Source organism: Pelagerythrobacter sp. Soil_C_18 (assembly GCF_057657235.1).
On record NZ_JBDGIU010000004.1, the window covers coordinates 21,846 to 46,361 of the forward strand.

Below are 24,516 nucleotides of genomic sequence, written 5' to 3' on the forward strand. Positions count from 1 at the left end.
GATCGTGTGACAGAACGGGAGGCCAGGATTGTTTCAGATCGCGATACCTTTCTGAATGGCTATCCGCGGCCGCCCGCCAAACTCCAGTAAGGCCGCCCTGGGTGATGGCGCCCCATGTTGCGGCCCGGCTCGCGTTGCGTTTGCATCGAGTTGTCGCTGTGTGGGACAGGGTGCCGCCGTTCGCGTAGAACGACGCTCGCGCGGTCTCACGCCATGAGGAACACATGACGCATCCCTCCTCCTACGCGCTTGGCTTCACAACTTTGGCGCGCGAAGAACGCCAGCTGATGCTTGCGGTATCCGGCACGCTGCCGGGATGGTTGGCTGGAAGCCTGATCCGCACCGGCCCCGCTCGCTTCGAGGTGGGGAAGACCGCCTATACCCATTGGTTCGATGGCCTCGCCATGCTGCACGCCTTTGAGTGCGATTCCGGCTCTGTGCGCTATTCCAACCGGTACATTAGCTCGGACAGCTGGCGCGATGCTGAAGAGCAGGGCCGCATCGCTCGTAGCGAGTTCATGACCGATCCCTGCCGGACGATCTTCGGCCACCTGTGGGCACTCTTCAAGCCAAAGCGGACCGACAACGCCAATGTCAACGTGGACGTGCTGGCGGGGCGAGTGGTCGCGCTCACCGAAACGCCGATGCCGATTCAGTTCGATCCGCACACGCTTGAGACCCAGGGCCATCTGACACTGGACGACGCACTGAACGGGCAGGTGTCAACGGCGCATCCGCATAGCGACGGAGCACGCACTTATTCTTACGTCATCCAGATGGGTCGCAAGAGTTCATATCGTCTGTTCGTTGACGAACAGAGTGATCAACGCGTGATCACGGAGCTGCCGGTCGAGGAGCCAAGCTACATGCATTCGTTCGGAATGTCGGAAAGGCATCTTATCGTGGCCGAGTTCCCGCTGTGCGTGAACCCGCTGCGTATGGCACTGTCGCGCAAGCCCTTCATTAACAACTATCGCTGGAAGCCGGAGCGGGGCACGCGCCTGACTGTGGTCGACAAGGTGAGCGGCGACGTGGTTGCTCGAGCAACGGCACCGCCCTGCTTCAGCTTTCATCATGTCAACGCTTTCGAAGAGAACGGTGCGGCAAACGTCGATCTGGTTGCCTACCCCGATGCATCGATAATCGAGCGGCTTCGGCTTGATCGACTGCGAGCGGGTGATCCGCCGCTGGTGACGGGGAAACTGACACGATTTTCTATCCCCCTCGACGAGCGTGCGGATTCCGTCTTCATTGAGGGAAAGGTCCTTTGTGACACTGAACTCGAGCTGCCACGCATCGACTACCACCGAAGGGCGGGTCAGAGGCATTCCTGCGTCTGGGGAGTGGGACAGAATGATCCGCAGGCCTTTCACGACACCATTGTAAAAGTCGACCTGTCGGGTGAGCGTGCGGTGTTGAGGCGGTGGCGGGAAGATGGCTGCTATCCGGGTGAAGCGGTGTTCGTCGCTCGTCCCGCAGGCCATGCTGAGGACGACGGGGTGCTGCTGTCGGTGGTCCTCGATACGCGTTCAGGCACCTCGTTTCTGCTCGTACTGGATGCCGCAACACTGTCGGAATGTGCGAGGGCAGTGGTTCCACACCACATTCCTTTCGGTTTTCATGGCAATTTCTTTTCCGCCGATCGCACCGGCCGCGTGGAGGAGGCATCACCGTCGCAAGGAATCTGACTTTGCGCCGAGGGAGATTGGCCAATGCCTCGTTCCGAGAGCAGACGAGCGCTCGATAGGAGGGATGCGGCGGGTCTGGAGAATGCCGCCGAACTTGCGTTGACGGCATTCTGCTGGTGGCGCGCCGACATCGCGCGGCAAGTCTGCGAGACCTACTGGCGCGACGTGCATGGGATTTTGTTCGCCCGCGCTCCAGGCCTTTGGCAATGTCGGCAGCTGCATCTCGCAGCGAACCGGTCGGATTTCTGGCGGGAAGTCCCAGGAATCTCGTTCACTGCACCGGAAGCGGCCCAGCCACATGGCATCGGACATGCGCTCTTCCTGTCGAGGGACGATCTCGAAGCATTCGGCAGCCACCCTCTCCCGAATAAGGTCATCCCTGAAGACGCACACAACTTTATCGGTCGCATCGGCGCCCTGCTTTCGGATCGTAGCAGTGGTCGCACGTTCGTCGACCGCATCAACGATCCCGCCATCCAGGGAGCACCTCCGGCACCAACCTTTGTTCTCTGCTTTGTCCCAAGAGCAGAAGCTGCGCCAAGCGAATTCCATCGCTATCTGATTGAGCATCTTGCGCCGATGTGGAGCGGCCATTCCAACGTAGTTCGCTTACGGGTCGAGCCGCTCCCACCGTACGAACTATCGGCAATGGCGTCGCCAGGGCTGCCGCACCAGTGGCCGAATGAGCAACCCTACCTAGGCTGGGCCGAACTGACGGTGCGCGATGTCGGTGTGATTGGCGATCTCATGACAGACATCGCCGTTGACGAACTTACCCGCCACATCAGGGCCATCCACACCTACCCGGTTCGCGAGATCTATACGATCGTCTCCGCGGGGCAACCAACCGAAGTCGGTCTGCGCGGCTATCCGGCGGTACAAACGATCATTGCTGCGGACGCTGAGAACCAGCGCAGCAAGGCCATTCTAGATCTCCTTTATGGCTGAGCTGCGAGAGCCTCTATCTAAATGAGACTGGTTTGATTTGGTGGCTCACACTGAGCCTCGAACCGTCACTGTTCGCCTGACCACTCCCAACGCGATATCGCCACGTAGATGCGGCGCGCGCCAGAAAGTGGTGTCCCCGCGATGCACGACATGCCCGCGCACGTGGTGCAGTCGCGGCGTTTGCCGGGTTTTCGCATTCGCCCCGTGCTCGCCCGACAGGATGCTCCTCCGCGCGAGGTCGAGGCCGACTTCGGCATGATCGAGCAATGGGTGTTTTCCCCTCCGTCGTCGCGCCTTGTTCAGCCGGGACAAGTCGCTCGAGGAAAATGTCAGGGGTGTGCGGCTTTCTAGGACAGAGACGAACGCCAGGATCTGAGGGAGAAGATACCAGGTGTTCTCCATGCAATGGTGCATTAACTGAGGAAAGCGCTCAGGTTCGCGGCGAGCGAGAAACTCCTCCCACGTAGGATCCAGCCAGGCAACGACGTGCGAAAGCAGTTGGTCGAGCTGCGGAAGTGCGGCGTTGCGCACGGCGAACGCGTTCCTCCCGTTTGCCGCCGTTGCCATTGGCAGGTCCAAGTCGAACTTGACCGAGAGGATATTCAGATCTGGCATTGCACCCTCGCCCGCCCACCAGGAGCGAATTTCTCCGCTGCGACCGTCGGGGCCCGAGGTAACGAGAGTGCCAAAGTAGTGCCGAGACGTCGTGTCTTCCGATGGCCACTCCAGCCAGAAGGCGGGATGAGGCATCTTCATGCGTGGATTGCGGGTATCGAGATAGCTGTCTGCCGAGCGGACGATCTCGGAGCACCAGGATGCAACCTCCGGCCGCAGGATATATCGCACCGGCACGTTTGCGATCTCTTTGTTTCGACAGCCCACGCCTGTCAGAAGCATCGGCTTTGGCAAGCCATTCGAAATCCGGACTTTAGGAGGACAGATCATGATCCTGTCCGCCAGCCGCGCTGTCCGCGCGGCCAACGTGCGGAAATCGGCGATATTGCCTCTGTCCATGATCTCGCCCGGGCGGCCAAGTGCCCCGTCCCGCAACTTCGTCGCCATGCGTCCAGCCCCTTTGTAGACACTCGGGAGCAAGCGTGAAGGGTGGGCTTCGAGATCGCAGTGATCGACTCTGTCAGCGGCAAAACAATGTAGCTGAGCGCATCGGGAGTCTGCCGAACGCTACATCCGCGCCGATCAGCGCTGCCTGGCGAGGCGCATTCGGCTCATCCGCGGCGGACTGCATCACCGGACGCATGGCCTCAGAACCGCGCCGTTCGGCGACTTCGGTGTGGGAGGATCAGTCTCAGGTTGGAATTGTCCCGGTGTGCAGAGGACAACGTAAGATGACCCGAAGAACTGTTTTCAAAGCCGTCTTGATTGCAGGAACACTCGATATCCTGTCGGCTATCGTGCTGACCGTCATGGCGGGGCAGCCGGTGGACCGGATGCTCGCGGGCATTGCCTCGGGACCGATGGGCGATGGGATATTCGCCCTTGGCGTCACCGCGTCGATATTGGGATTGGCCACTCACTACGCTCTGATGACCGTAATGGTGCTCGTATTTGCCTGGCTGGTCTGGCGCTACCCTGATTTTGGCCGTCGGGCTGTCGCTGCAGGTATCCTGTACGGGTTAGCGATCTATACGGTCATGTACTGGCTCGTTCTCCCAGCGCGCTGGCCGGACGCGGCGCAGGTAGTCACAATACGAACAGTGGCCATTCCGATGCTCATCCACGTCGCGCTCGTTGGGCTGCCTATATCGCTGATCGTTTCGGGTGCTGGTCTCCGCGGCACTCACCTGTCTCCCGGGCTCGGCTCGGCGAACGAAAAGGCTTGAAGTGGCTCGGGCGGCAACGTGAAAAATCATCCGATTGAACGCGAATGTCGCCCGATCCGCGTGATCACGCGAACGCTGACCGGGGCGAAATAGCCGTTCGGCGAATGCCCTCCGTTCAGCGGCATTGAACGGCCACTCACCGGCAAGGCCCAAGTCATTCGAATTCTCCGCTCCTAGCAACAACGAGCCAAGTCCGAGCAGTGGACCCGCGCCGAGCCTTCGTGCGCACGTGCGCAACGGCAACCGCCTGTTCCTCCGCTCAGTGACCGCAAACAAAGAAGTACACAGGGAGGAAGTAATGAGGACCAGAATTCGGGCACACCTGTTCGCATCAACCGTACTTGTCGCGGGGCTTGTCGTGCCAGCGCACGCGCAGACTGCGGATGCTACACAAGCTCCAGAAGCGGGGGCCGGGGCGACCGAACCACCGCTGATCGTCGTGACGGGCTCGCGCATCTCGAACCCCAATCTGGATCAGTCGAGTCCGGTCCAGGTGGTGGGAGATGCCGAGATCAGCCTTCGGCAAGCAACGAACGCAGAAGAACTCATCGGCGAACTTCCGGGCGTGTCTCCAGGTGCCGGCGCGGGCGTCAACAACGGCAGTGGCGGCTTCGCGTCGCTCAATCTTCGCGGAGTAGGAACCAACCGCAACCTGGTCTTACTCGACGGAACGCGCCTCGTCCCCTCATCGCTGTTGAGCGAGACTGATCTGAACATCATTCCCGTGGCTTTGGTCGAGAGAGTCGAGATCGTCACAGGCGGTGCGTCTTCGGTCTACGGCGCCGACGCCATCGCCGGGGTTGCGAACTTCATCACAAAGACGGATTTCTCAGGCGCCGAACTCGCAGGGACGCTGGGTATCAATGAGCGCGGCGATGGTGCACGCTACCGGGCGGATGTCACCCTTGGCGCGAACTTCGACGACGGGCGCGGCAATGCAGTGCTCAATGTCGGATACCAGAAGGTAGAGCCAGTTTTGCAAGGCGACCGCGCGGTTTCGCGCGACACCTACTCCATTGGCGGCGGACAGATCGGCTCCGGGACAACATCTCCGACGCGGATCAACGAGCGCATCTACAATCCGGAGACTGGCTCCCTGCGAGACTACGTTAGCTCGAGGGATGCATTCAACTTTGCACCGGACAATTACTTCCAGACGCCGCTTGAACGCTATAACGTCTTTGGGGCCGCCCGCTACGAGATCGCCGACGCGATCGAGGTGTACGCCAAGGGCATGTTCACCAAGTCCACGGTCCAGCTCAGCTTGGCTCCGTCTGGCATGTTTGGCGACACCTGGCTCCTGCCGCTGAACAATCCGTTCCTGCCCGATGCCGTTCGAGGCGAAGTTTGCGCTTCCAACGGAATCTCGGCAGCCGACTGCGCAGCCGCCGCGGGCGCCACCGATCCGACCGACCCGAACTATCGCGAAGTCGCGGCGACCATCAATCGGCGGTTTATCGAGCAGGGGCCGCGCCTCAGAAATCTCACGACCAACCAATTCCAGGTCTGGGCAGGTGTGCGCGGCGAGATTACGGACACGATCGACTTCGACGTATATGGACTGCACGGCGAGTCCGACCGCAAGAATAGCAACATCAACTGGGGTCTGAAATCGCGCGTCCAGCAGGCGCTCCGCGCCGTCAGCGAGACCGAGTGCGCGGATCCGTCCAATGGATGCGTGCCGATCAATCTTTTCGGCGACGGAGCCGACATCTCACCAGAGTCGACCGCCTTCTTCAACCAGCCGGCCGGTGCGACCATCAGCACGCGGCTTTCGGTCGTTAGCGGAAGCGTCTCGGGCGAGGTCGGCAACTTCCTCGCCGGTGAGACGCCGATCGGCTACGCATTGGGCGCAGAGTACAGGAAGTACGGAGCGTCGCAGGTCTCGGACGTCGCTTTCGGTACGCAGGACGAGGTGCTGGGGACTGGTGCACCGTCGCCCTCGTTCTCCGGCGCCTACGATGTCAAGGAGGTGTTTGCCGAAGTCATCATCCCGCTGGTCGAGGATGTACCTGGTATCCACGGGCTGACATTTGAAGGCGGTCTGCGCCTCTCCGATTACTCCAACACCGGCGGGAGCACGACCTGGAAGGCCGGCGGCACCTGGGAGCCAATCCGGGGCTACAAGATTCGCGGAATCTTCCAGCACTCTGTGCGGTCTCCCAACATCTCCGAATTGTTCACGCCGGTAACGACCGGGCTCTCGAACTTGGCAGAAGATCCGTGCGAGGGGACGAACCCTGTCGGAAATCCTGAGTTGACGGCGATCTGTATCGCGCAGGGCGCGCCTCCGGCCACCATTGGGCGCATTCCATCGCCCTCGGCCGGACAGATCAACCTCACAAACGGAGGAAATCCCGACCTTGGGGTCGAAACCGCGGATTCCTACACGCTCGGGGTTGTCCTGACGCCGCCCCAGATCCCCCGGTTGGCGGTGACGGCAGACTACTATCACATCAAGATCACCGACGCGATTACGCTGCCTACACCTAATGACATCTTCGGACCGTGCTTCGACGAAGGTGATGCCGACGCTTGCGCCCGGATCAGGCGGAATCCCTTAAACGGTTCGCTGAACGGCGGTGGGGATACGCCGGGTCTCATCACCGTTCTGAGCAACCAGGGCACCATCGTGACATCCGGCGTTGACCTGCGGATAAATTACGACCTGCCGACGAGCTTCGGAGGGTTGAATTTCGATCTGACAGGCAACTGGACCGAGCAGTCTAAGTTCCAGGCATCGCCAACTGCGATCAATCGCGAGTGTGTGGGCCAGTACAGCTCGAACTGCGGCTTCTTCGCAGGCGAGATCACACCGGAATTCAGCGTCAACCTCCGCACGACGGCGAGTATCGATGAGGTAGGCGACATATCGCTGTTCTGGCGCTGGATTGATGGTGTAGATTACGAGAGGGTTCTCTCCAGGGACGGTGTCCACCCCGACTATCTCAGCATACCCAGCTACAGCTACCTCGACCTGACGTTCCGCACCGAGATCGCCGACACTCTGGGCCTCACGTTCTCGGTGCAGAATCTGCTCGACAAGGATCCGCCAAACGTCAGCAATTATGTCGGAACCACGGCGCAGAACTCAGGCAACACCTACCCCAGCACGTATGACGTTCTCGGCCGGCGGTACAGCATCACGGCGACAATGAAGTTCTAGCCATTCTCCCGGAGAGGTACTGCTCACATTCTTGAGGAAAATACCCAGCGGATGAAAGCTTGCCCAAAGCTTTCATCCGCTTCATTTTGACGGTCTAGGTTAGCTGTCCGAGAGAAGATCATTCTTCCTGAAAAGGTCGCGCAGCGTGCGAAAATTGACCCGTCCCGCAGGGATCTTCTCCCCGTTTTTCAGGATCACTTCGCGTCGCCCCGAAGGCGAGCGCCGCACCTCGGCGATTGAAGCCAGCCGGACTAGTGCCGACCGATGAACGCGTACGAACTGGCCCTCGTCCAACTTTGGCTCGAGCGCACGAATAGATGATCGTACAAGATGTGTCGTTCTGTCGAGGTGAAGCCGGACGTAGTCGTCTTCGCTGCTGATCCAATGAACGTCAGGCAGCGACACACGGCTGAAGCTGCCGTTCGCACTTCTGATCCATAGTTCGCCGTCATCCGCATCCTTCTGTTGCTCATGAAGAGCAGCGCGCAGGTTCTCGATGACTTCCTGCATTTCCTCGATGCGCGAACTCCCTCGCTCCTCTTCGTAGCGACTTCGTACCCGGCCCAATGCGCCTTCGAGACGCTGTGCGTCGATCGGCTTCAACAGGTAATCGATAGCGGCCTGTTCGAACGCCCTGACCGCGTAGTGATCGAACGCTGTCACGAATATCACATACGGCTGGCGATCTTCCCCCTGGTTCTCGATCACGTCGAAGCCGGTCCCGTCGCGCATCCGGATATCGAGCAGAAGCACGTCGGGCGAACTTGCTGCGACCACCTCCAACGCCTCCGCACAACTGGACGCAGCCCCCACAAGCTGCACATCCGGCATTTCCGCGAGCAGGAGCTTCAATCGCCTTAGCGCGAGCGGCTCGTCGTCGACGATGACCACACGGAGCGGCAGCATCAGACGAAGGCCAGCGGGAACGAGAGCTTCACCTCGAACCCGTCCTCTTTCGTGATGGTGACCAGCTCCTGCTCGCTGCCAAAGCGCTCGCGCAATCGGCTTCTGATGTTATCGAGGCCGATTCCATGCCCATCGCCCCACGGCGCGCGCGCTTCTATCGCTCCCCCATTTTCCACGCTCAGAATGAGCCTCTCCGGGTTCGCGTCGGCCACGACGCGGACGAAGGTCGGGGGTCTCGATCGGGCGACGCCGTGTTTGATTGCGTTGTCGATGATCGGCTGCAGGATCAACGCGGGCACCGCGGCGTGCCGCAGGCGATCGGGCAAATCGATCTGCACCTGCATGTCGGGATAGCGCAGCTGCTCGACCGCGAGATACGTGCGGTGGAAATCGATCTCCTTTGATAACGGCAAATCAGCAACGGGATCCAAGCTCAGCGACTGCCGGAGGTAGGATGACAGGAGGCCCAAGGCCTTGTCCCCGTCCTCGCGCCTTCCTTCCAGCACGAGCGCCGAGATCGAGTTCAGGCTGTTGAACAGGAAATGGGGATTGAGCTGGTTCGACAGAGCCCGGAGCTTCGCGCGATGCGCATGAATTTGCAGTTCGGCAGCGCGCTGCTGCTCTCCTCGCGCAAGGAAGCTGTACTCGATCGCCAGGTACAGCCCGGACCACGCGATGAAGAACCAGGTATAGAGGAGCAACTGGCGAATGGCCGCATTCCAATCCTCTACTACGAACGCCAGGGGCGCGCCGGAGAGCCATGCGAACCCGAAATAGTTAGTCCACGCGAAGATTTCGGCCACGACGGGCGCCGCAACAATCAGTGTCGCGGCTCGTGTCGAGAACCGGTGCGACCGCATCGACTGTAACAAGCGATGCAGCGCGTAGCAGAACCCGATCCCCAGAAGCATCACCGCGGCTCGCATTGCCGCAGCAGGACCGAACGCCCGCTCCGATTCGATAAAGCTGAGAAGCGTGAATGCTATGAAGGCAGAACCCCACATCGCAAGCGTCAGCCAGACCTTCGCTCTGTTCTCAGCACGGTGATAGTGCGATCGCCCGCCTTGAGAAGGCGAGGCGCCGAGAGATGGACCCGCGTCCAGAATAGGCATGACGTTCATTTCGACAGTTTCGCAGAGCGGCGCAAATCTGTCGATGTACGCTCGGCCGCAGAAAGATGACGTTCGGGCATCCCTGCAAGGCAACGCCCAACCGGAGGTTAGGAAAAAGATTCGCCAGGCACACGCGCGTTCGGCGGCCGATGTGCCGATTATCCCTACGTTGGGCCGCAGAATCGCTACGCCCGCCGGATTGCATGTTTGGTCGGTTGGACATGTCGACCATCGGGCAGGTGACCGGATAAACAGCGGAGAGGTTGCTCTTGAGGCATCGGCGGTACTGGATTTTGGCGGCAGCGATTGTACTTGCCCTCGCGGGCTTCGGCGTCTGGCTTTTCAGTCTGCCGGCGTCGGGCGCCGGTGCCCCGGCACCGCCGGTTCCAAGACGTGAGCAGGCCGCGATGCTTGCGGCGCTCCGCCCCACCGATAATGAGCGGCCCTTGATAGCGGTAGTTGGGGTCAATGATGCAACCGAGACGACCGATTATCTCATGCCGGCAGGTATCCTCAGGCGGGCGGACATTGCTGAGGTAGTGCTTTTAGCAACAGAGCCTGGTCCTGTGCACCTTTACCCGGCCCTGAAGGTGCAACCCGACGCGACCATCGCCCAGTTCGATGCGGCGCATGCTCGCGGGGCAGATTACGTGATCGTTCCAGCAATGAGCCGCGACGACGACCGGGCAGTGCTTGAGTGGTTGAACGAGCAGGCTGAAAAAGGAGCGATCATCATAGGCATCTGTGCCGGTGCAAAGGTCGTCGGTGCAGCCGGTCTTCTCAATGGCAGACGGGCCACCACGCACTGGTACTACCTGGATGAGCTATTAACCCGGCATCCGACGATCCAGTACGTCAAGGACCGCAGGATGGTGGTGGACGAACGCGTCGCAACAACCACCGGGATCTCGGCCTCCATGCCCATGATGTTGACACTCATTGAGGCGATAGGAGGCCGTGCCAAGGCGGAGGAGGTCGCCGGCGAACTCGGCCTTGGCGATTGGAACGCCCAGCACGCCAGCGATTCCTTTCGGCTCACTCGCGACTTCGCCACGACAATCATGGGCAATCGAGCAGCATTCTGGAGACATGAGGACCTCGATCTTCGGCTTGAGCCGGGCATGGACGAAGTATCGCTCGCTCTGGTGGCTGACGCTTGGTCCCGAACATACCGCGCGAACGTCACTTCATCTGCATCATCGGCATCGCCCGTCATAACCGCGAACGGTGTCCGCATCCTTCCGGATGCGACGCCGGCAGCCCCAATGAGTGGCGGGGAGCTCTCGACCTATGTTTATAATCCCCCAGCGGCGGCACTCGACCTGTCACTCGAAGCTCTCCGCCGACGGTATGGTGACAAGACTGCCGAAGTCGTTGCGATGCAGCTCGAATATCCGGCTGAGCGAGCACGCTGATGGCCCGCTCGAGCTGCCCGCCGCAGAGCGACTGTTGCTGGACACAGGGGCCAAGTTCTTGGCAGTTGAATCGCGGTCGATGTAAAGCTTATCCGCGGCGGGCGCTCGGTGCGAGAGCTGCGGGAGTTCGGGGTCGAGATGGACGAAAATGACCTAGGTGACCGGTTGAATGATCTCGAGGTTCGGCTCAGCAGTTCGAGCGATTCCAGCGCTGCCGCGCTCAACAAGCTGCTGCGGCTTTTGCCGCTCTTCACGGCGGCACAACTGCTATTTGCGGTTCCAGCATTGATCGGTTCTCTGGCTCTGGCCTATTTTGCCTTTGTCCAGGCGGACGCCACCAGAAAAATGCAGGTCGGAGGTGCGATGCCGTTCGTCACCTACGGTACCAGCAATGTCGATGACCAGGGCGGCCGCGAGATTTCACTTTCGCTGGCCAATAACGGCCTCGGGCCTGCGATCCTCGGCCCGATCGAAATCCGGTATGAGGGCAACATTATCGACAGCCCTGCCGATCTGCTGGAGCAATGTTGCGGCTTCAAACCGAACAGCGGCCTCGCATTCATGACCTCGCCCGCGAGCAATGTAGCGGTGAGACCCGGCGAAAGCGTCCAGTTCTTTCGTTTGAAGCGCACGGTCCAAAACAGTTCAACCTGGGACCAGCTAAACGAAGAACGTTGGAAACTGCAGGTTCGTGCCTGCTATTGCTCTATCTATAACGACTGCTGGGTAATTGAAGGCGCTCAGACCATTCCAACGCCAGCGGCTCAGTGTCCGTCGACTTGGAGGGCATTTAGCGACGGTGCATCCCGTTAGCGCTTGGCTGCATCGGTCCACACTGCAACCGGCAAGAGAGGAACAGGCCGATGAAGCGACTTCTGGCGATCACACTCGCCTGCACCTCAATCGTGGCAACTGCTGCCGAACCCGCGCCCGACGTGAGCCTCACCCGTCTCGATTGCGGACGCGCGACCGAGCCCTGGCCGCTCGATGGGTTCGACGATACCGGCGGCGCGGACGGTATGAAGAAAGCCATCGTCGGATCGTGTTATCTCATCCGGCACGGCGAGCGGCTCATGATCTGGGACACGGGCATCGACCCGGCCACCAGCGGAGATCCCGATGGAGGCTTCTTTCTCGATCGCACTCTGGTCGACCAGTTGGGGCAGCTCGGCATCGCCCCCGCCGACGTGGAGTTGGTTGGTATCAGCCACTACCACTACGACCATACGGGCCAGGCAAAAGCCTTTCCGCAGGCGACCCTGCTGATCGGCGAGGAGGACTGGCAGGCGATCACGCACGATCCACCGCTTGGCAACGCGAACCCCGCGGACTTTCCAGCCTGGGTATCCGGCCAGGCGAAGGTCGAAGCTTTCGCCGGCGACAAGGATGTCTTCGGCGACCGGAGCGTGAGAATCATAGCCACTCCAGGTCACACGCCGGGGCACCATTCGCTGCTCGTGCGCCTGCCGGAGACCGGGCCGGTGCTGCTCACCGGCGACGTTGCGCATTTCACCGCGAATTACGAACGTGAAGGGGTGCCCACCTACAACACCGACCGGGCCGATACGCTCGCTTCGTTCGACCGCTTGAAGAAGATGGCGAAGAACCTGGGCGCGAAAGTGATCATCCAGCACGAACCGGCCGACGTCACCAAGCTGCCCGCGTTTCCGAAGGCGGCCCGCTAGACGCCCGAAAGGCCGTATACGCCGCTTCGAGCAAGGTTGAATTTCGCTGCTCTGCAATGGCTGGCCGCGATGGCGGGATTTCGGAAGTATTGCGGTTCAAATGCGAGCTGGTTGCTCTCCCGGGGTTCCTCGCCGAGGACGTGAGCGGAGCGACTATACACGTTCAGGAAAAAAACGGGAGCTCGGCTGCAACTGGAATGAGTTCTCATTCGGAGCATACCAGCGGAACGACGGAATCGACGTGGAGGGCGAAAATGATTGCCAGGATGCTTGCGGCGATGCTGTTAACCCTGACCATTGAGGGGGCAGCTTTCGGGAACGGTGTTCCCGATCTGAGCGGCGCACAGTGGCGCGAAGATGTCGCTGCGCTTGTCGCTGGGATAGAACAGAACCACCGTGACGCATGGAACTTTGCCTCGAGGGTCGAGGTCAGACATCTGGCAGATGATGTCATCGAACAAGCGGACGGCGCCGAAGATTATGAGATGCTCGTTTCGCTGCAACGGATCGCTGCAGCGATCGGGGATGGCCACACCTTTCTCGCGACGTCCGACATATACTCGCGATATCCGTTGGAAGTTCGACCAATTGAGGGTGATCTTTATGTCACACGAACGGCGCCGGCGCATAGTTCCAAACTCGGCGCCAAACTTATAGCAGTTGATGGGACACCGATCGAATGGGTCGTCGAAAAGCTGTTAGCGCTGGTGCCCCGCAATGAAAATCGCTGGTATGAGCAAGACGCGGTCGCTCGCCTGCTGACACAAGCTGAGCCCTTGGCGGCGCTCGGCATAATCCGCAGTCCCGCCAGCGCCAATTTTACGTTTGAGCTGGCGGGCGGACGTCGCGAGCATGCGCACTTTGAGCCCGATGATCCCTCTAATCGTCTGAGTTTGGTGACGATCGGTCCCGAAGGCGAGCTTGTTGCTGCGGAGCCGAAACTCGGCCTGGAACTGAGCATCATAGATGATGTCGCCTATCTGGATTTTGAGAGCTACCACGATCTTGAAACGAGGAGCGCTGAGATTTGGGCTGCAATTGATGAGGCTCGCCCCCGCGCATTGATCATCGATTTTCGAAGCAATCGCGGCGGCTCGCTGCCGGCTGGACGCCGGCATATCGTCTATCCGACATGGGAGCGGTCGCAACTTAACCGGAAGGGCTGTCTCTTTGTGCTGATCGGGCCCGCTACGTTCTCCGCAGCTATGACGAACGTTACCGATCTGCGGAGAGAGACAGAGGCCACTATTATCGGCCTACCCACTGGCGCTCGGCCGAATGGATACCAAGAGAACAAATGGTTTACCCTGCCCAACTCCGGGCTGCGCGTTTCGGCCGCGCAACGTCGCTATCGGTTCGGTGTACCAGGCGAAACAGCCGTAATGCCTGACCTTGAAGTGGCACAAACAATCGAAGATTGGCGCAAGGGTCGGGACACCGCCTTGAACGCTGCCGTGTCAATGGCGCAAAGATGCGACGCCAGCTCGATGGCTGCTTGGAAAATGGACTAGATCGAGGCGAATGAGATTCGAAATCGCCCAAACGATGAGCGGCTTCGCAATGGCAGCGGAACCGAGACGTACGGGGAAGCGACCGCTCGCTCGAACGGTGCCTCCGATTGGGTGCTACGTGGGTGGACGTAGTGTGACTGCTTCTTCAGGGTCGCCGGTGGTGAGTGCGAATAGGACCGAACCCCTCGGACCTAGGAACCCCGCACGAGAGGAGGCCTCGGCCTTGCCTGGCCGTGGAACCTCTTCAGACCCTGAGACCGGCGGACCATGCGATGCACTCGCCGCTTGATCGCCTACGGCAAAGACTGGACGCCAACGCGCGCCTAGCTTGGCACAGTCACGCCGACCCCTATGCGGCGCTCGTGTTGGACGGTGACTATGAAGAGTGCGGTGACGGGGGGCGCCGCCGCGTGGGCCCCGGCCATCTCGTCATCCATCCGCCCTTCTCGGCGCACGCCAATGTCGTCGGCAGACGCGGCGCGACCGTCGTGAACCTGCCGCTGACCGTCGCGGAGGCACTAACGCTGCGATCGGGCGTACTGTCGGAGCCGGAAGCAGTCGTGCATCGCTATATGGACGATCCCGTCTCCGTCAGCGACGCTTTGCGCTCGGGCGTCACTCCGGTAGCCCAGCTGGACGATATTCCGGATCGCCTTGCCGCTGCACTCGCCTTGCCGGGACGGGTGGCAATCGCCGAGTGGGGCGCCTTGCACGGTATTTCGGCTCGATCCGTCACGCGCCACTTCTCGGCTGCCCTGGGTCTTCCGCCGGCACAATTTCGCTGGCGTGCGCGGACGCATGGCGCCTTACGCGCCCTGATCACGACTGCTCGACCACTGGTCGAGATCGCGCACGACTGGGGCTTCTCTGACCAAGCACACATGACACGTTCAATTCGTCGGCTAACTGGCAGGTCCCCAACTGCGTGGCGCGCGACCGTGTCCGATTAATTCAAGACCTAGCCTCGGGGGCGAGGCAATGACCGTGGGTATGAGAACACTGCTTTTCGGCCTGCTGCTTAGCTTCATGGCAAGCTCTGGCGCCGCTTCCACCTTTACCGAAGCCCAAGCCGCCTATGGGGTGTACGACGTCAACAAGGCGGAGTCGCTCTATCGCCAAGTCGCCTCGGACCCTGCCGCACCAGCCAAGGACCGGTCCTCTGCAAACCGAGAGCTGGCGCGAATCGCTTGGCTTGTCGACGGGCAGCGCGACAGGGCCCTTGCGATTCTTACCGCAAGTCTCCCGGAGGATCCCGACCCGTGCCCAGCCGCGAACCTATATGCCCGAATTCGTAACGAGGGATTGCACTTCAAGTCCAACCCTCTCCTCGCTCGGCTTGAAATCCAGTGTCTCGAGACCGAGCCCGGTGTTGCACTTGAGGGTATCCGCTCGCTGAAGCTCGCGGCGCTCGATGTGGCCGGTAACGGAGCTCAGCGCTCGGCCGCAGTCGCGGCGCTACGCCGATTGGATGCTCTTCCTGAACCTGCGCGCTTCTCCGCGCAGGGAGCGAAGCTGAAGTTGTCGCTCGGCATCCTAGCAGCGGACGCGGATGTCGCGCTGACCGGCTGGCGAAGATATTTCTGGCTCGGTGACCGCACGCATGCGCCCCAGGCGATAAAAGCGGATGTTCCTCGCGTGTTTCGTGAAGGTCTCGCGCCACAACCGACGACTGGCGCGGCGCTTCGGTTCGCAGGCTTGTTGATGCGCACAGGCTTTTATGAGGAACTACAGGCCTACGCTGAACGACACCAATTGGAGCGAGTTGAGGGATGGGAACCGATCGGCGTCTACTTGGACTTACATGACACGCTCACCGGCGAGATACTTGCACACGACCGACGCTATGCGCGGAACGGCCCCGCCGACGAGAACGCCTTCGAGGAGAAGCTGACAAGCATACTCGCGAGCGCCGCCGAGCAGGTCGCTCCGGGCGCGGATTGGCAAGACGCACTGTACCGCGCGTTCGGACTGTGGGGAACGAAGCCAGGCAAGTCCAACGGCGTATCCGGCGTTCACTTGGGTCACGTCGTGGTCGACCAGCGTCAGAAGGTGATGCAGGACGACCGCACCGGTGAGATCCGCTTCATCGTGCTGGACAATATGGTCCATAACTCATTTTCCGCCTGGCTGATGGATGGCGCTTCGGCACCGGGAGGTTGGGCGGTCGACGGCGCGACGATCGTGCAGGTCCGACCCCGCTATCTTACCTTGATCGACGGCTTCACCCGTATCGCCCGCCCCGGTGCCGCGCGAGAAAAAGCGTTTGTGGAGGCCGAGGCGCAGCGCGCAAGCGACAGGGAGATAGCAACCAGAACGCCGATAGCCTTCCTGAGCGGTGTGCGATCCCGGCTCCGATTGGCTGGCATCGATACTTTGGCCGCCAGGGTGCGCGCGACCTTGGGCCCCCACGAAAGCTTCGAAGCGGCATTCAAGAAGGCTTACTATGGCGCCCTCGTAGAGAGCGCGATCACCGCTCACGAGGGGCGGCACGTCCTCGACCAGGCAACCTTCCAAGGGCCTTGCGAATTAGAGAACGCTGAACTCGAGTACCGGGCAAAGCTGTCAGAGATCCGGTTCGCGCCGAATGCGAAGCTGGCGCTGTCGTCGATCTACAGTCCGCTGTTCGGCGGGACGAGTGGACATGGCGTGGCCAACGAGCGCCTCCTGAGGGAGATTGCCGAGTGGATTGCCGCACACCCGGAGGAGATCGAGGACTACGATGCGTCTCTGACTCCCCTCGAACAGCTCGACAATCTGACCGAGCAACAAATCCGAAGCATCGCGTCGTCTCTCGAACCAGAGATGATGCCTTGCTGATCGCGCGATCGTGACCGTTCTTGGGAAGTGCCGGCCCCTGCAAAAACTCAATACTATCCATGGAAAAATCGCCCTCTCCCATCCCTCGGGATCAGGCTGTTCTCTAGCGATTCTCCAATTCAAAGAACCAGCAGCGGCCGGCGGCTTTTGCAAGCATAGGGTATTGCGGATCGCGCATTCGACAGGGCGGTAATTCTCGCTGCGCAAGCGTTGTGATCATTGTGTCGAGAAACTGACTCTGGGTTGCAGACTCGGACCTTTTCAACACATGAAGACGCGTTGTTGACCGAAAGGTCGCGCCAGAAGCCGCTTTTCCGCGGGGGCTTCTGATAGCCCGGCCTATTCAGAGCGGCTGCCCCGTTCTGCCGATTTCGCGGCATGTGGTGCAGAGACTTCTGGTCTGCTTTCAGTCTGCCCGCTCGCAGTCGAGATAATCCCCCATGGTCCAGCGTCCTTCGGCCCGTGCCACCTCCCATACCTTCGTTAAGCGGCCATTCGCTATAGTGTAGGTGAAGCGGTTCGGCGCAAACGGATCTGTGAGAAGAGCCCGCTGGACCAGCGTCAGTGAGCTTTTCGTCCAAGTCTCGGCGACATACGTTACCGCGCTCGGTTCGGCGGTTCGGCCTGACCCGGTCAGTGCGAGCGAGACAATATGCCCGCTCTCTCGATCGAAACCCCAGTGCGACTCCTGACGATAGCTGTGCGGGGGCCGATCGACATGGGAGAAGCGAGTTCCGAGCCCATCGAAAACAGGCTCAAAACGTAGGTCGGCCTCTATCGCACGCCCGTCTGCAAACGCGCCGCGGCAGCGCCATTGGCCTTGGACGGCAGTCATTAGCTCTCGCGCCTCCGCCTGCCGCGGATGTGGCGTGGGTGTCGTCGACTGAATGACGAGGGCAAGCAACGGCGGAACAAGAGACATAGTGACTCCACAGTAGCGGTGACGACATGTCGCTTGATAACGGTCTAAACCAGGCTCTCTCGATAGCCGCACGGGCAACGGTCGCTTTTATGCCGCTGAACGCACGACAGCGGCAGCCCGGCTGACGGCGAACCTGCACTTGCTTTGCTTGCCCGGGCACCGAGGACCGAATGAAAGAATGCTTCTGATGTTCCTGAAGGCCGCCCGGCAGCAGGAAGTCGACGTTGCTCGCAAATCCATTTGGGCATTGCTGCGGTGCGATCAATCATTGGAGGTGCGGCCGCCGACCGCCCTGAATGCCAGCAGGGGAGCAGCAAGTGTGTCATTAGCTCGCGTTCAACATTTCTCCATCTCGCTAGACGGCTTCGGTACCGGTGAAGGTCTAAGCCGTGAAGCTCCGTTCGGACACGCCGGTGAAAGACTCCATGACTGGATGTTCGAAGCGCGGTGGGGCCGCAAGTTGCTCGGACGAGCCGGGGGAAGTGGCGGCATCGACGATTCCCTGCTGCGCTTGTTCTCGCCGGGAATCGGTGCCGAGATCATGGGCGCAGGCAAGTTTGGCTATCCTGGATGGGAAGATGATCCGAACTGGCATGGCTGGTGGGGTTCCAACCCGCCATTCCATACACCGGTCTTCGTACTAACCCATCACCCGCGTCCGCCGATAGAGATGGAGGGCGGTACCACATTTCACTTTCTCGACGCCTCGCGCGAGGAAGCATTCGCTGCCGCTCGCCAATCGGCCGGCGGTCAGGACGTGCGCATCGGCGGAGGCGTTTCGGTTATTCGGGATTTCCTTGCAGCGGGGCTTATCGATCACATGCACTTGGTCGTCGTGCCAATCCTGCTGGGACGAGGCGTTCGCCTCTGGGATGGAATGGAGGGACTGGAGGAAAGCTACGATGTCGAAACCGTATCGTCCTCAAGCGGCGTCACGCATATGATGTTCAACAAGGCCAACGGATGATTGCTGGATTGGGCGCCCCTGAAGTCCGCACGCGCCGTTCAGTTGGCAGCGTTTAAGCGTAAGCGCCCTCGCTCGAGAGGGGCGTCTTCCGCGCAACGACCGGCTGCTGCGCCAGCGGCACTGTCGAGTCGAAGGCATGCGCCTTTCGTCGTTGCTGCTAGAGCAACGCCAGTTTATCGGAACGCGACTTCGATTGCGGGAGGCGTGCGGACCGGTAGCGACCGGTTACTGGGAAGGGCAGTCGGTCGGGCTGCCGAAAATGTTGGTGCCACGTCCAGCTCGGCGAGCGCTTCGACGAGCTTGAGGCAGGCGGGCGTAGGGGCTGCTACGACGCCGAGAAAATCCGGGCGGCTGTCGATTTCAAATGACGCCAGATTGTCCAGAGACAGCCATTGTACGACATATGTGTCAGCGGTTGGAGTGCGCAGCCATGCAGTCCTGTCTGGCTCGCTTGTCCGCGAGGTCCGTCACGCAGCGTCACCAGTCTCAGAGTTGGCCGCACTTGGGCATCGCCCTGCATGCCAAGAGTTCCGGCAGGATCCGCCCCGACAGCGCCCAACCAGCACAGAAAATAAGGTGATCGCTGCTGGCGCGGGCAAGCGTCGGTATCAGGTTGGTCGGCGAAGGCCCTCCGGGCCAGGATTCAGGCGTGCAGCTCTGGACGGTAGACAAGTTCCTGGATCCGGCCATCGAGAAGCTGACTCGAGACCAGGTCGAGATCGAAATCCGCCGCGCCATCAAAGATCGGTTCGGCGCCTGACTGACCTGTAATCACGGGGAACACCGTCACCTGGACGAAATCGACAAGGCCGGCTGCCATCAGCGCCCGGTTCATCGACAGGCTTCCGTGAGAGCGCAGGGGTAAATCCGACTCTTCCTTGAGCCGAGCAACGACCTCGATTGCATCACCGCTCTCTAGTGTAGCGCCTGGCCAGTCGAGGGGGCCTTCGACGGATCTCGATACGACAGAGGTCGGCAGATTCCGCATGCGCGCAACCCATGGGTCGTGCAGTTCGGATTCAGCTCCGGTCGCCGCCAGCATCCGCGTGAAAGCACGATATGTGTTGGCTCCAAGAACCATTCGTTGGTCCTTTTGGTACAGATCAAGGCGATGCGCGAGCAGTTCAGGCCCCTGCTTGCCCCAGTATCCGCGCCACCCGCGGCCGGCGGATCCGGAGCCGTCGAGACTCATGAATACGTCGAAAGTATACCTCGCTGTCATGTCTTTGCCTTCCCCAAATCTTCGGATCGGGAGCTCTGAATGGCTGATCCGATACTTCGAGCCTCCGCAGCCATATCTGGGATGCCGGCGCTCGCTCGATCGCTGCACCATTGATGGACGGGACCCACGCTGCGAGTTTGATACCGGACGCTAACGCCGTTGACTTGGCGAAGTTGGATTCGTCGCGGATGCCGGTTGTGGCATCTGAGGACCATCCTGCGCCGGTGTTGCGATCGCTGCGCAAGGTCGACAGCTATGCTAGACGCCGAAAAAGTACTGTACATTTGAGCATTTCTTCATCTCCTAGGGTCGGCCGCGCGACACGTGTCGCAATGATCGACGCGATGAGCATGCCCAAACCGAACGCAGCCAAGCGTCGCTTTTTAGCGGGCATACGGCGAACCAAGCTTGATCAGGAACGAATCTGACGACGCGTCCGCCCGCCCCACACCGGGACGAGATGCTGCGCACAAACGCCGCCATGAGCAGCGACGGCAACGTTTGCACCCGGTTTGCTGAGTGCGATCGCGATCGCACGACCAATGTCGGAGTTCGCGCCGGTAACGACGTATTTTTGCCTGTAGGGCCAAAGTGAAGCTGCATGTGGAGGACTTCCAGATAAGTATCCGCAACAAACCGCACCAGGCGCCTGGCGGCTCCCTCTGTTGACGTCATTTGACGTCGATCAGATGCGGGTCTGGTCAGCCATGATGCCTCTCACGTGGTTCCGACACTAGCTCGCAGTTTGTATTGCTACTCGGAAAAGACGCATCCTGACTGCTGACGCCCCGGGTTGTCTAGTCGCTATCCAGCGGCAGTCGGTGTCGAGCCACCCGTGTAGTGATGGACAACCGAGCCTAGGTAATGAGCTGACGTAGCTAGTTCGCGTGACTCGACGGCAGCAAGCCCGCATTCCCTTCTGCAAGCTGCCCGTCTCTAAACTGGCCGGCTTCTTCCAGCCCGCCAAGCAACCGTCGGGGTGATTCAGCGTCGGCTCGAACCTTGCGGGACCGCAGTGGCGGCGCCTAGCACGCCGGATCGCGCGCGATCCGATCCTCGGCGACATACTAGCAATGGGCGATATCGATCAGCTCCTCGTGGCTAACGACAATCAGGAGATCGAAATCCGACTGATAGCCATTCTCCGGCTCGTCCACTGCATTGCGGATTACGAGTATGGCGGCTGTGCCTTTTGATGTTGCCGCGGGCCGTTTGACCACAGTCGAGCGGCAATCAGCTCCTCTTGGAGTGCCAGGTCACAGACGGGGAGCGAAATCACCAGCCCAAGAATTCAGTCGCACTTTCGCCCGATGCCGACGGTCATCGAGCCGTCCATGCTGGTAACGGGGCGTGAGACAGCGCGGCAGTTCTTCCCTTTTGCCGGCGGGCGAAGGGCTTTTCGTTCAGCGGCCGTCATGCACACCTGTTCGTAGAGCCATCGATCAGCGAAAGCCTTCCCATCGAGGCGAACCCGGCGTCGGTAGCGAGACTGATAACGCGACTTGTCTGCCGGAGACAATGACTGAAAGGTGCATTTTTCCGGTGGCTCCGCCGCCGTTGCCCGAGCCATTGCGGGGGAGGAAAGTAAAGCCAGAAGGCCTGCAACAAAGATTGCGAGGAAAAGCCTGATGCGCATGCGGAACCTCGCGGGACGTCGGTTTCGGGTGCAGGATAGCTGTCCGTCCACCTCGAACAAGTGAGAAGTGCAGGTGGCCGATCAAGCCGCCTACCAGGAGGATCTGCAGCCCGCGGCACTATAGAGCCCCGTCGCAGCCGCTTGCGGCAAGGCCGGAGCGGCAAGCGCGGCGCCCACCCAACCAGCGGGACAACGGCCATTCGAGAACGGCGAGCGGCTTTGATCACGCGTCGCGATGCGATTGCAGCTCCGATTGTGGCCCGAAAGTCGGAAGAATCCGAAACTCAGCACTCCTAGAACGCGAGCGAGAACGTCGCCTTGCCGCTGTGGTTTTGTGCACGCGAGGCCGCATCTCCGCTGTAGGCCACGTCGAGCCGCGCCCGACTGGATAGATCGAGGCCGAGGCCGATGTCAGCCGACAGCGCATCGGCCCGCGCCTATCAGCGCGATCTACCGGACGCGGAGTTCCACATCCTCAACGACGCAGGACACTGGCTGCTGGAAACCCCATTTTGAGGACGCGCTGCCGCTCGTCCGCCAATTCCTTTCGCGAACGCTGCGCTGAGCGCTGTGCAATCGACGTGGCGGCACGAAGGTCGTGCCAGTGCATCGAAGCAGGCCGACCGCTATCACGTCCAGCAAGACCTCCGCACGACTGCCCTCGGGCGGCAACGGAGAAGATCCGCTCGGTGGTAGACGGGTGGTAGACGGCCCATGAGAGCCATCCCCCCGCTTTACGGGTGCGAAAGTAACTCCCTGAATTTCTCGGAATTTTTGGAGCGGGCGAAGAGATTCGAACTCTCGACCCCAACCTTGGCAAGGTTGTGCTCTACCCCTGAGCTACGCCCGCTCACTTGGCGCTGCCGGACGCCTGGCGTTCCGGCTGGAGGCGGCGCGATTAGCAGTGGGGACCCAGGGCCGCAAGGGGAAAATCGCGCGGCGCTTTTTCCTTCACAATCCGGGCAAAACACCCACATTGGCCGCTTGTCCGAACACCTAACGAATGGGAGCGCGCCTTGGCTAGCATGGGCCTCAATCTCGACGAGCAGAAGGCGGTCGATCGGTTCCGCAAGGATGTCGTCGAACCGTCGATGTCGAAACTCGTCATCCTCGATTTCTGGGCCGAGTGGTGCGGGCCGTGCAAGGCGCTTGCGCCGATGCTGGAGAAAGTCGCCGCCGAATATGCCGACAAGGGCGTGATGCTCGCCAAGCTCAACGTGGACGAGGAGCAGTTCATCGCGAGCCAGTTCCAGGTCCGCTCGATCCCGACCGTCTATGCGCTGTTCCAGGGCCAGCCCGTCGCCGACCTGACCAATGCGCGCAGCGAATCGCAGTTGAAGCAAGTGCTCGACCAGTTGCTGGAGCAACTTCCGGTGAACGGCGGGGACGGCGGCGCCGCGCAGCGGCAGGAGCAGGACGTTGCGCAGTTCGTCGCCATGGGAGAGCAGATCCTTGCCGACGGCGATGGCGAACGCGCGGCAGGCATCTTCGCGCAGGTGACCGAGATGACGCCGGACAACGCCGCAGCGCAGGCCGGGCTGATCCGCGCGCTGATTGCCGCCGGGCGGCCCGACGAAGCGCAGGCGGCGCTCGACGCGCTCGATCCGGCGCTCGCTGAAGACCCGGTGATCCGCACCGCGAAGAGTGCGCTCGAGCTGGCCGGAACGCAGGTCGACGAAGGCGAGCTCCAGGCGCTGCGCGCCGCGGCGGCCGAAGCGCCGGCGGATATGGACAAGCAGCTCGCCTTCGCCGAGGCGGCGTTCGCGGCGAACCGGCGCGACGAGGCGGCGGACACGTTGCTGGCTATGATCGAGCACGACCGCGAATGGAACGATGGCGCCGCGCGCGCCAAGTTGCTGCAGATCTTCGAAGCCGTCGGGCTCGAAGATCCGTGGGTCGTCGCGACGCGGCGGCGATTGTCCAGGATACTGTTCGGATGAGGCGATGCCGGGCCCGGTGGAGCAGGGATCGGTCAGGCCGATGACCACCCGCCTTTCGATCTTCCCCCTGCCGGGCGTGATCCTCTTCCCGGGGCTGCAACTGCCGCTGCACGTCTTCGAGCCGCGGTACCGCGCGCTGGTCGGCGACGCGCTCGCGCGCGACCGGCGGATCGGGATGATCCAGCCGCACCGCGCCGCGGAAGGTGCGCCGCTGTTCGCGATCGGCTGCGTCGGCCGGATCGGCGAAGTCGAGGCGCTGGAGGACGGGCGCTACAACATCGTGCTCGACGGCGAGGCGCGCTTCCGCGTGCTGCGCGAGGTCGAGAGCGCCACGCCGTTCCGCAAGGTCGAGGCCGAACTGATCGGCGACGATGCCGACGAGGTGCTGAGCAGCATCGAGCGCGCCGGCTTCGAGCGCGAGGCGCGCCGCTTCGCCGATGCCCAGGGCTACAGCGTCGACTGGGAATCGGTCGCCCGGCTCGACGACATGTCGCTGATCAACGGCGTGTCGCAGATCGCGCCGTTCGATCCCGCGTCGAAGCAGGCTCTGCTCGAAGTCGATACGCTGCGCGAACGCTGCGAGCTGCTGATCCAGCTGATGCAGTTCTACGGCCGCCGCGACGGCGACGAAGATCGCGTAACGCTGCAGTAAACGCCCTCAAGCGCCGGGCGCGGGCCGTCCGGCCCGCTTGGCTTTTCTCGCCTAAGCTCGGGCGCGCGGTCGCGCTTGCGGTCGGCTG

General features: G+C 61.3%; 18 protein-coding genes and 1 tRNA gene. 13 read left to right on the forward strand and 6 right to left on the reverse strand.

Going from position 1 to position 24,516, the window contains the following annotated elements:
• Positions 1 to 224: 224 nt before the first annotated feature.
• Both AC3A5N_RS10325 and AC3A5N_RS10330 read left to right on the forward strand, forming a co-directional pair.
• On the forward strand, positions 225 to 1,688 hold the full coding sequence (locus AC3A5N_RS10325) for a carotenoid oxygenase family protein (RefSeq protein WP_487737236.1): 1,464 nt from the start codon (positions 225 to 227) through the stop codon (positions 1,686 to 1,688).
• Positions 1,689 to 1,712: 24 nt separating this feature from the next.
• The gene (locus AC3A5N_RS10330; protein ID WP_487737237.1) at positions 1,713 to 2,636 is read left to right on the forward strand and encodes a hypothetical protein; all 924 of its coding nucleotides are present in this window, start codon (positions 1,713 to 1,715) and stop codon (positions 2,634 to 2,636) included.
• Between the two features lie 45 nt (positions 2,637 to 2,681).
• Here AC3A5N_RS10330 and AC3A5N_RS10335 read toward each other — a convergent pair whose 3' ends face one another.
• Positions 2,682 to 3,698 carry a hypothetical protein gene (locus AC3A5N_RS10335; protein ID WP_487737238.1) on the reverse strand — a complete coding sequence of 339 codons (1,017 nt, stop codon included), beginning with the start codon at positions 3,696 to 3,698 and terminating at the stop codon, positions 2,682 to 2,684.
• A gap of 284 nt (positions 3,699 to 3,982) precedes the next feature.
• Here AC3A5N_RS10335 and AC3A5N_RS10340 point away from each other — a divergent pair, with 284 nt between their 5' ends.
• A complete protein-coding gene (locus AC3A5N_RS10340) occupies positions 3,983 to 4,477 on the forward strand; it encodes a hypothetical protein (RefSeq protein WP_487737239.1) in 495 nt (164 codons plus the stop codon).
• Positions 4,478 to 4,775: 298 nt separating this feature from the next.
• A complete protein-coding gene (locus tag AC3A5N_RS10345) occupies positions 4,776 to 7,643 on the forward strand; it encodes a TonB-dependent receptor domain-containing protein (protein WP_487737240.1) in 2,868 nt (955 codons plus the stop codon).
• Between the two features lie 99 nt (positions 7,644 to 7,742).
• Here AC3A5N_RS10345 and AC3A5N_RS10350 read toward each other — a convergent pair whose 3' ends face one another.
• Together AC3A5N_RS10350 and AC3A5N_RS10355 are read right to left on the reverse strand one after the other, a co-directional pair.
• Positions 7,743 to 8,549 (reverse strand): LytR/AlgR family response regulator transcription factor, encoded by an 807-nt coding sequence (locus tag AC3A5N_RS10350; RefSeq protein ID WP_487737241.1) that lies wholly within the window; start codon positions 8,547 to 8,549, stop codon positions 7,743 to 7,745.
• Positions 8,549 to 9,661 (reverse strand): sensor histidine kinase, encoded by a 1,113-nt coding sequence (locus AC3A5N_RS10355; RefSeq protein WP_487737242.1) that lies wholly within the window; start codon positions 9,659 to 9,661, stop codon positions 8,549 to 8,551. The genes AC3A5N_RS10350 and AC3A5N_RS10355 overlap by 1 nt, the downstream gene beginning before the upstream one ends.
• Positions 9,662 to 9,954: 293 nt before the next feature.
• Between AC3A5N_RS10355 and AC3A5N_RS10360 the strand changes: the two genes are divergently transcribed.
• The 7 genes from AC3A5N_RS10360 to AC3A5N_RS10390 all read left to right on the forward strand — a co-directional run bounded on the left by AC3A5N_RS10360 (position 9,955) and on the right by AC3A5N_RS10390 (position 18,978).
• Positions 9,955 to 11,076, forward strand: a complete 1,122-nt coding sequence (locus AC3A5N_RS10360) for a DJ-1/PfpI family protein (protein ID WP_487737243.1) — start codon at positions 9,955 to 9,957, stop codon at positions 11,074 to 11,076.
• 138 nt (positions 11,077 to 11,214) lie between these two features.
• Complete coding sequence (locus AC3A5N_RS10365) at positions 11,215 to 11,889, forward strand: hypothetical protein (protein WP_487737244.1); 675 nt, start codon at positions 11,215 to 11,217, stop codon at positions 11,887 to 11,889.
• Positions 11,890 to 11,939: 50 nt separating this feature from the next.
• Positions 11,940 to 12,761 carry an N-acyl homoserine lactonase family protein gene (locus AC3A5N_RS10370; protein WP_487737245.1) on the forward strand — a complete coding sequence of 274 codons (822 nt, stop codon included), beginning with the start codon at positions 11,940 to 11,942 and terminating at the stop codon, positions 12,759 to 12,761.
• Between the two features lie 254 nt (positions 12,762 to 13,015).
• Positions 13,016 to 14,272: a S41 family peptidase gene (locus AC3A5N_RS10375; protein ID WP_487737246.1), complete on the forward strand. Its 1,257-nt coding sequence runs from the start codon at positions 13,016 to 13,018 to the stop codon at positions 14,270 to 14,272.
• 365 nt (positions 14,273 to 14,637) lie between these two features.
• Positions 14,638 to 15,222 carry a helix-turn-helix domain-containing protein gene (locus AC3A5N_RS10380; RefSeq protein WP_487737247.1) on the forward strand — a complete coding sequence of 195 codons (585 nt, stop codon included), beginning with the start codon at positions 14,638 to 14,640 and terminating at the stop codon, positions 15,220 to 15,222.
• Positions 15,223 to 15,250: 28 nt separating this feature from the next.
• A complete protein-coding gene (locus AC3A5N_RS10385) occupies positions 15,251 to 17,089 on the forward strand; it encodes a hypothetical protein (protein ID WP_487737248.1) in 1,839 nt (612 codons plus the stop codon).
• Between the two features lie 1,100 nt (positions 17,090 to 18,189).
• The gene (locus AC3A5N_RS10390; protein WP_487737249.1) at positions 18,190 to 18,978 is read left to right on the forward strand and encodes a dihydrofolate reductase family protein; all 789 of its coding nucleotides are present in this window, start codon (positions 18,190 to 18,192) and stop codon (positions 18,976 to 18,978) included.
• Positions 18,979 to 19,621: 643 nt separating this feature from the next.
• Here the strand turns inward: AC3A5N_RS10390 and AC3A5N_RS10395 are convergent.
• From AC3A5N_RS10395 to AC3A5N_RS10405, 3 genes are all read right to left on the reverse strand, one after another.
• Positions 19,622 to 20,311: a dihydrofolate reductase family protein gene (locus tag AC3A5N_RS10395; protein WP_487737250.1), complete on the reverse strand. Its 690-nt coding sequence runs from the start codon at positions 20,309 to 20,311 to the stop codon at positions 19,622 to 19,624.
• 956 nt (positions 20,312 to 21,267) lie between these two features.
• A complete protein-coding gene (locus AC3A5N_RS10400; protein ID WP_487737251.1) occupies positions 21,268 to 21,420 on the reverse strand; it encodes a hypothetical protein in 153 nt (50 codons plus the stop codon).
• 1,191 nt (positions 21,421 to 22,611) lie between these two features.
• A tRNA-Gly gene (locus tag AC3A5N_RS10405) sits at positions 22,612 to 22,686 on the reverse strand.
• 175 nt (positions 22,687 to 22,861) lie between these two features.
• On the opposite strand from AC3A5N_RS10405, the gene AC3A5N_RS10410 reads away from it, so the two are divergent.
• Both AC3A5N_RS10410 and AC3A5N_RS10415 read left to right on the forward strand, forming a co-directional pair.
• On the forward strand, positions 22,862 to 23,776 hold the full coding sequence (locus AC3A5N_RS10410; protein WP_487737467.1) for a tetratricopeptide repeat protein: 915 nt from the start codon (positions 22,862 to 22,864) through the stop codon (positions 23,774 to 23,776).
• Between the two features lie 40 nt (positions 23,777 to 23,816).
• On the forward strand, positions 23,817 to 24,428 hold the full coding sequence (locus tag AC3A5N_RS10415) for an LON peptidase substrate-binding domain-containing protein (protein WP_487737252.1): 612 nt from the start codon (positions 23,817 to 23,819) through the stop codon (positions 24,426 to 24,428).
• Positions 24,429 to 24,516: the final 88 nt, after the last annotated feature.

Coding starts and splice junctions, on each gene's coding strand:
- AC3A5N_RS10375 (WP_487737246.1), top strand. CDS start 13,016: ATGATTGCCAGGATGCTTGCGGCGATGCTGTTAACCCTGACCATTGAG.
- AC3A5N_RS10350 (WP_487737241.1), bottom strand. CDS start 8,549: ATGCTGCCGCTCCGTGTGGTCATCGTCGACGACGAGCCGCTCGCGCTA.
- AC3A5N_RS10415 (WP_487737252.1), top strand. CDS start 23,817: ATGACCACCCGCCTTTCGATCTTCCCCCTGCCGGGCGTGATCCTCTTC.
- AC3A5N_RS10365 (WP_487737244.1), top strand. CDS start 11,215: ATGGACGAAAATGACCTAGGTGACCGGTTGAATGATCTCGAGGTTCGG.
- AC3A5N_RS10340 (WP_487737239.1), top strand. CDS start 3,983: ATGACCCGAAGAACTGTTTTCAAAGCCGTCTTGATTGCAGGAACACTC.
- AC3A5N_RS10330 (WP_487737237.1), top strand. CDS start 1,713: ATGCCTCGTTCCGAGAGCAGACGAGCGCTCGATAGGAGGGATGCGGCG.
- AC3A5N_RS10385 (WP_487737248.1), top strand. CDS start 15,251: ATGACCGTGGGTATGAGAACACTGCTTTTCGGCCTGCTGCTTAGCTTC.
- AC3A5N_RS10395 (WP_487737250.1), bottom strand. CDS start 20,311: ATGGTGCAGCGATCGAGCGAGCGCCGGCATCCCAGATATGGCTGCGGA.
- AC3A5N_RS10390 (WP_487737249.1), top strand. CDS start 18,190: ATGCTTCTGATGTTCCTGAAGGCCGCCCGGCAGCAGGAAGTCGACGTT.
- AC3A5N_RS10370 (WP_487737245.1), top strand. CDS start 11,940: ATGAAGCGACTTCTGGCGATCACACTCGCCTGCACCTCAATCGTGGCA.
- AC3A5N_RS10335 (WP_487737238.1), bottom strand. CDS start 3,698: ATGGCGACGAAGTTGCGGGACGGGGCACTTGGCCGCCCGGGCGAGATC.
- AC3A5N_RS10410 (WP_487737467.1), top strand. CDS start 22,862: ATGGGCCTCAATCTCGACGAGCAGAAGGCGGTCGATCGGTTCCGCAAG.
- AC3A5N_RS10325 (WP_487737236.1), top strand. CDS start 225: ATGACGCATCCCTCCTCCTACGCGCTTGGCTTCACAACTTTGGCGCGC.
- AC3A5N_RS10345 (WP_487737240.1), top strand. CDS start 4,776: ATGAGGACCAGAATTCGGGCACACCTGTTCGCATCAACCGTACTTGTC.
- AC3A5N_RS10355 (WP_487737242.1), bottom strand. CDS start 9,661: ATGCCTATTCTGGACGCGGGTCCATCTCTCGGCGCCTCGCCTTCTCAA.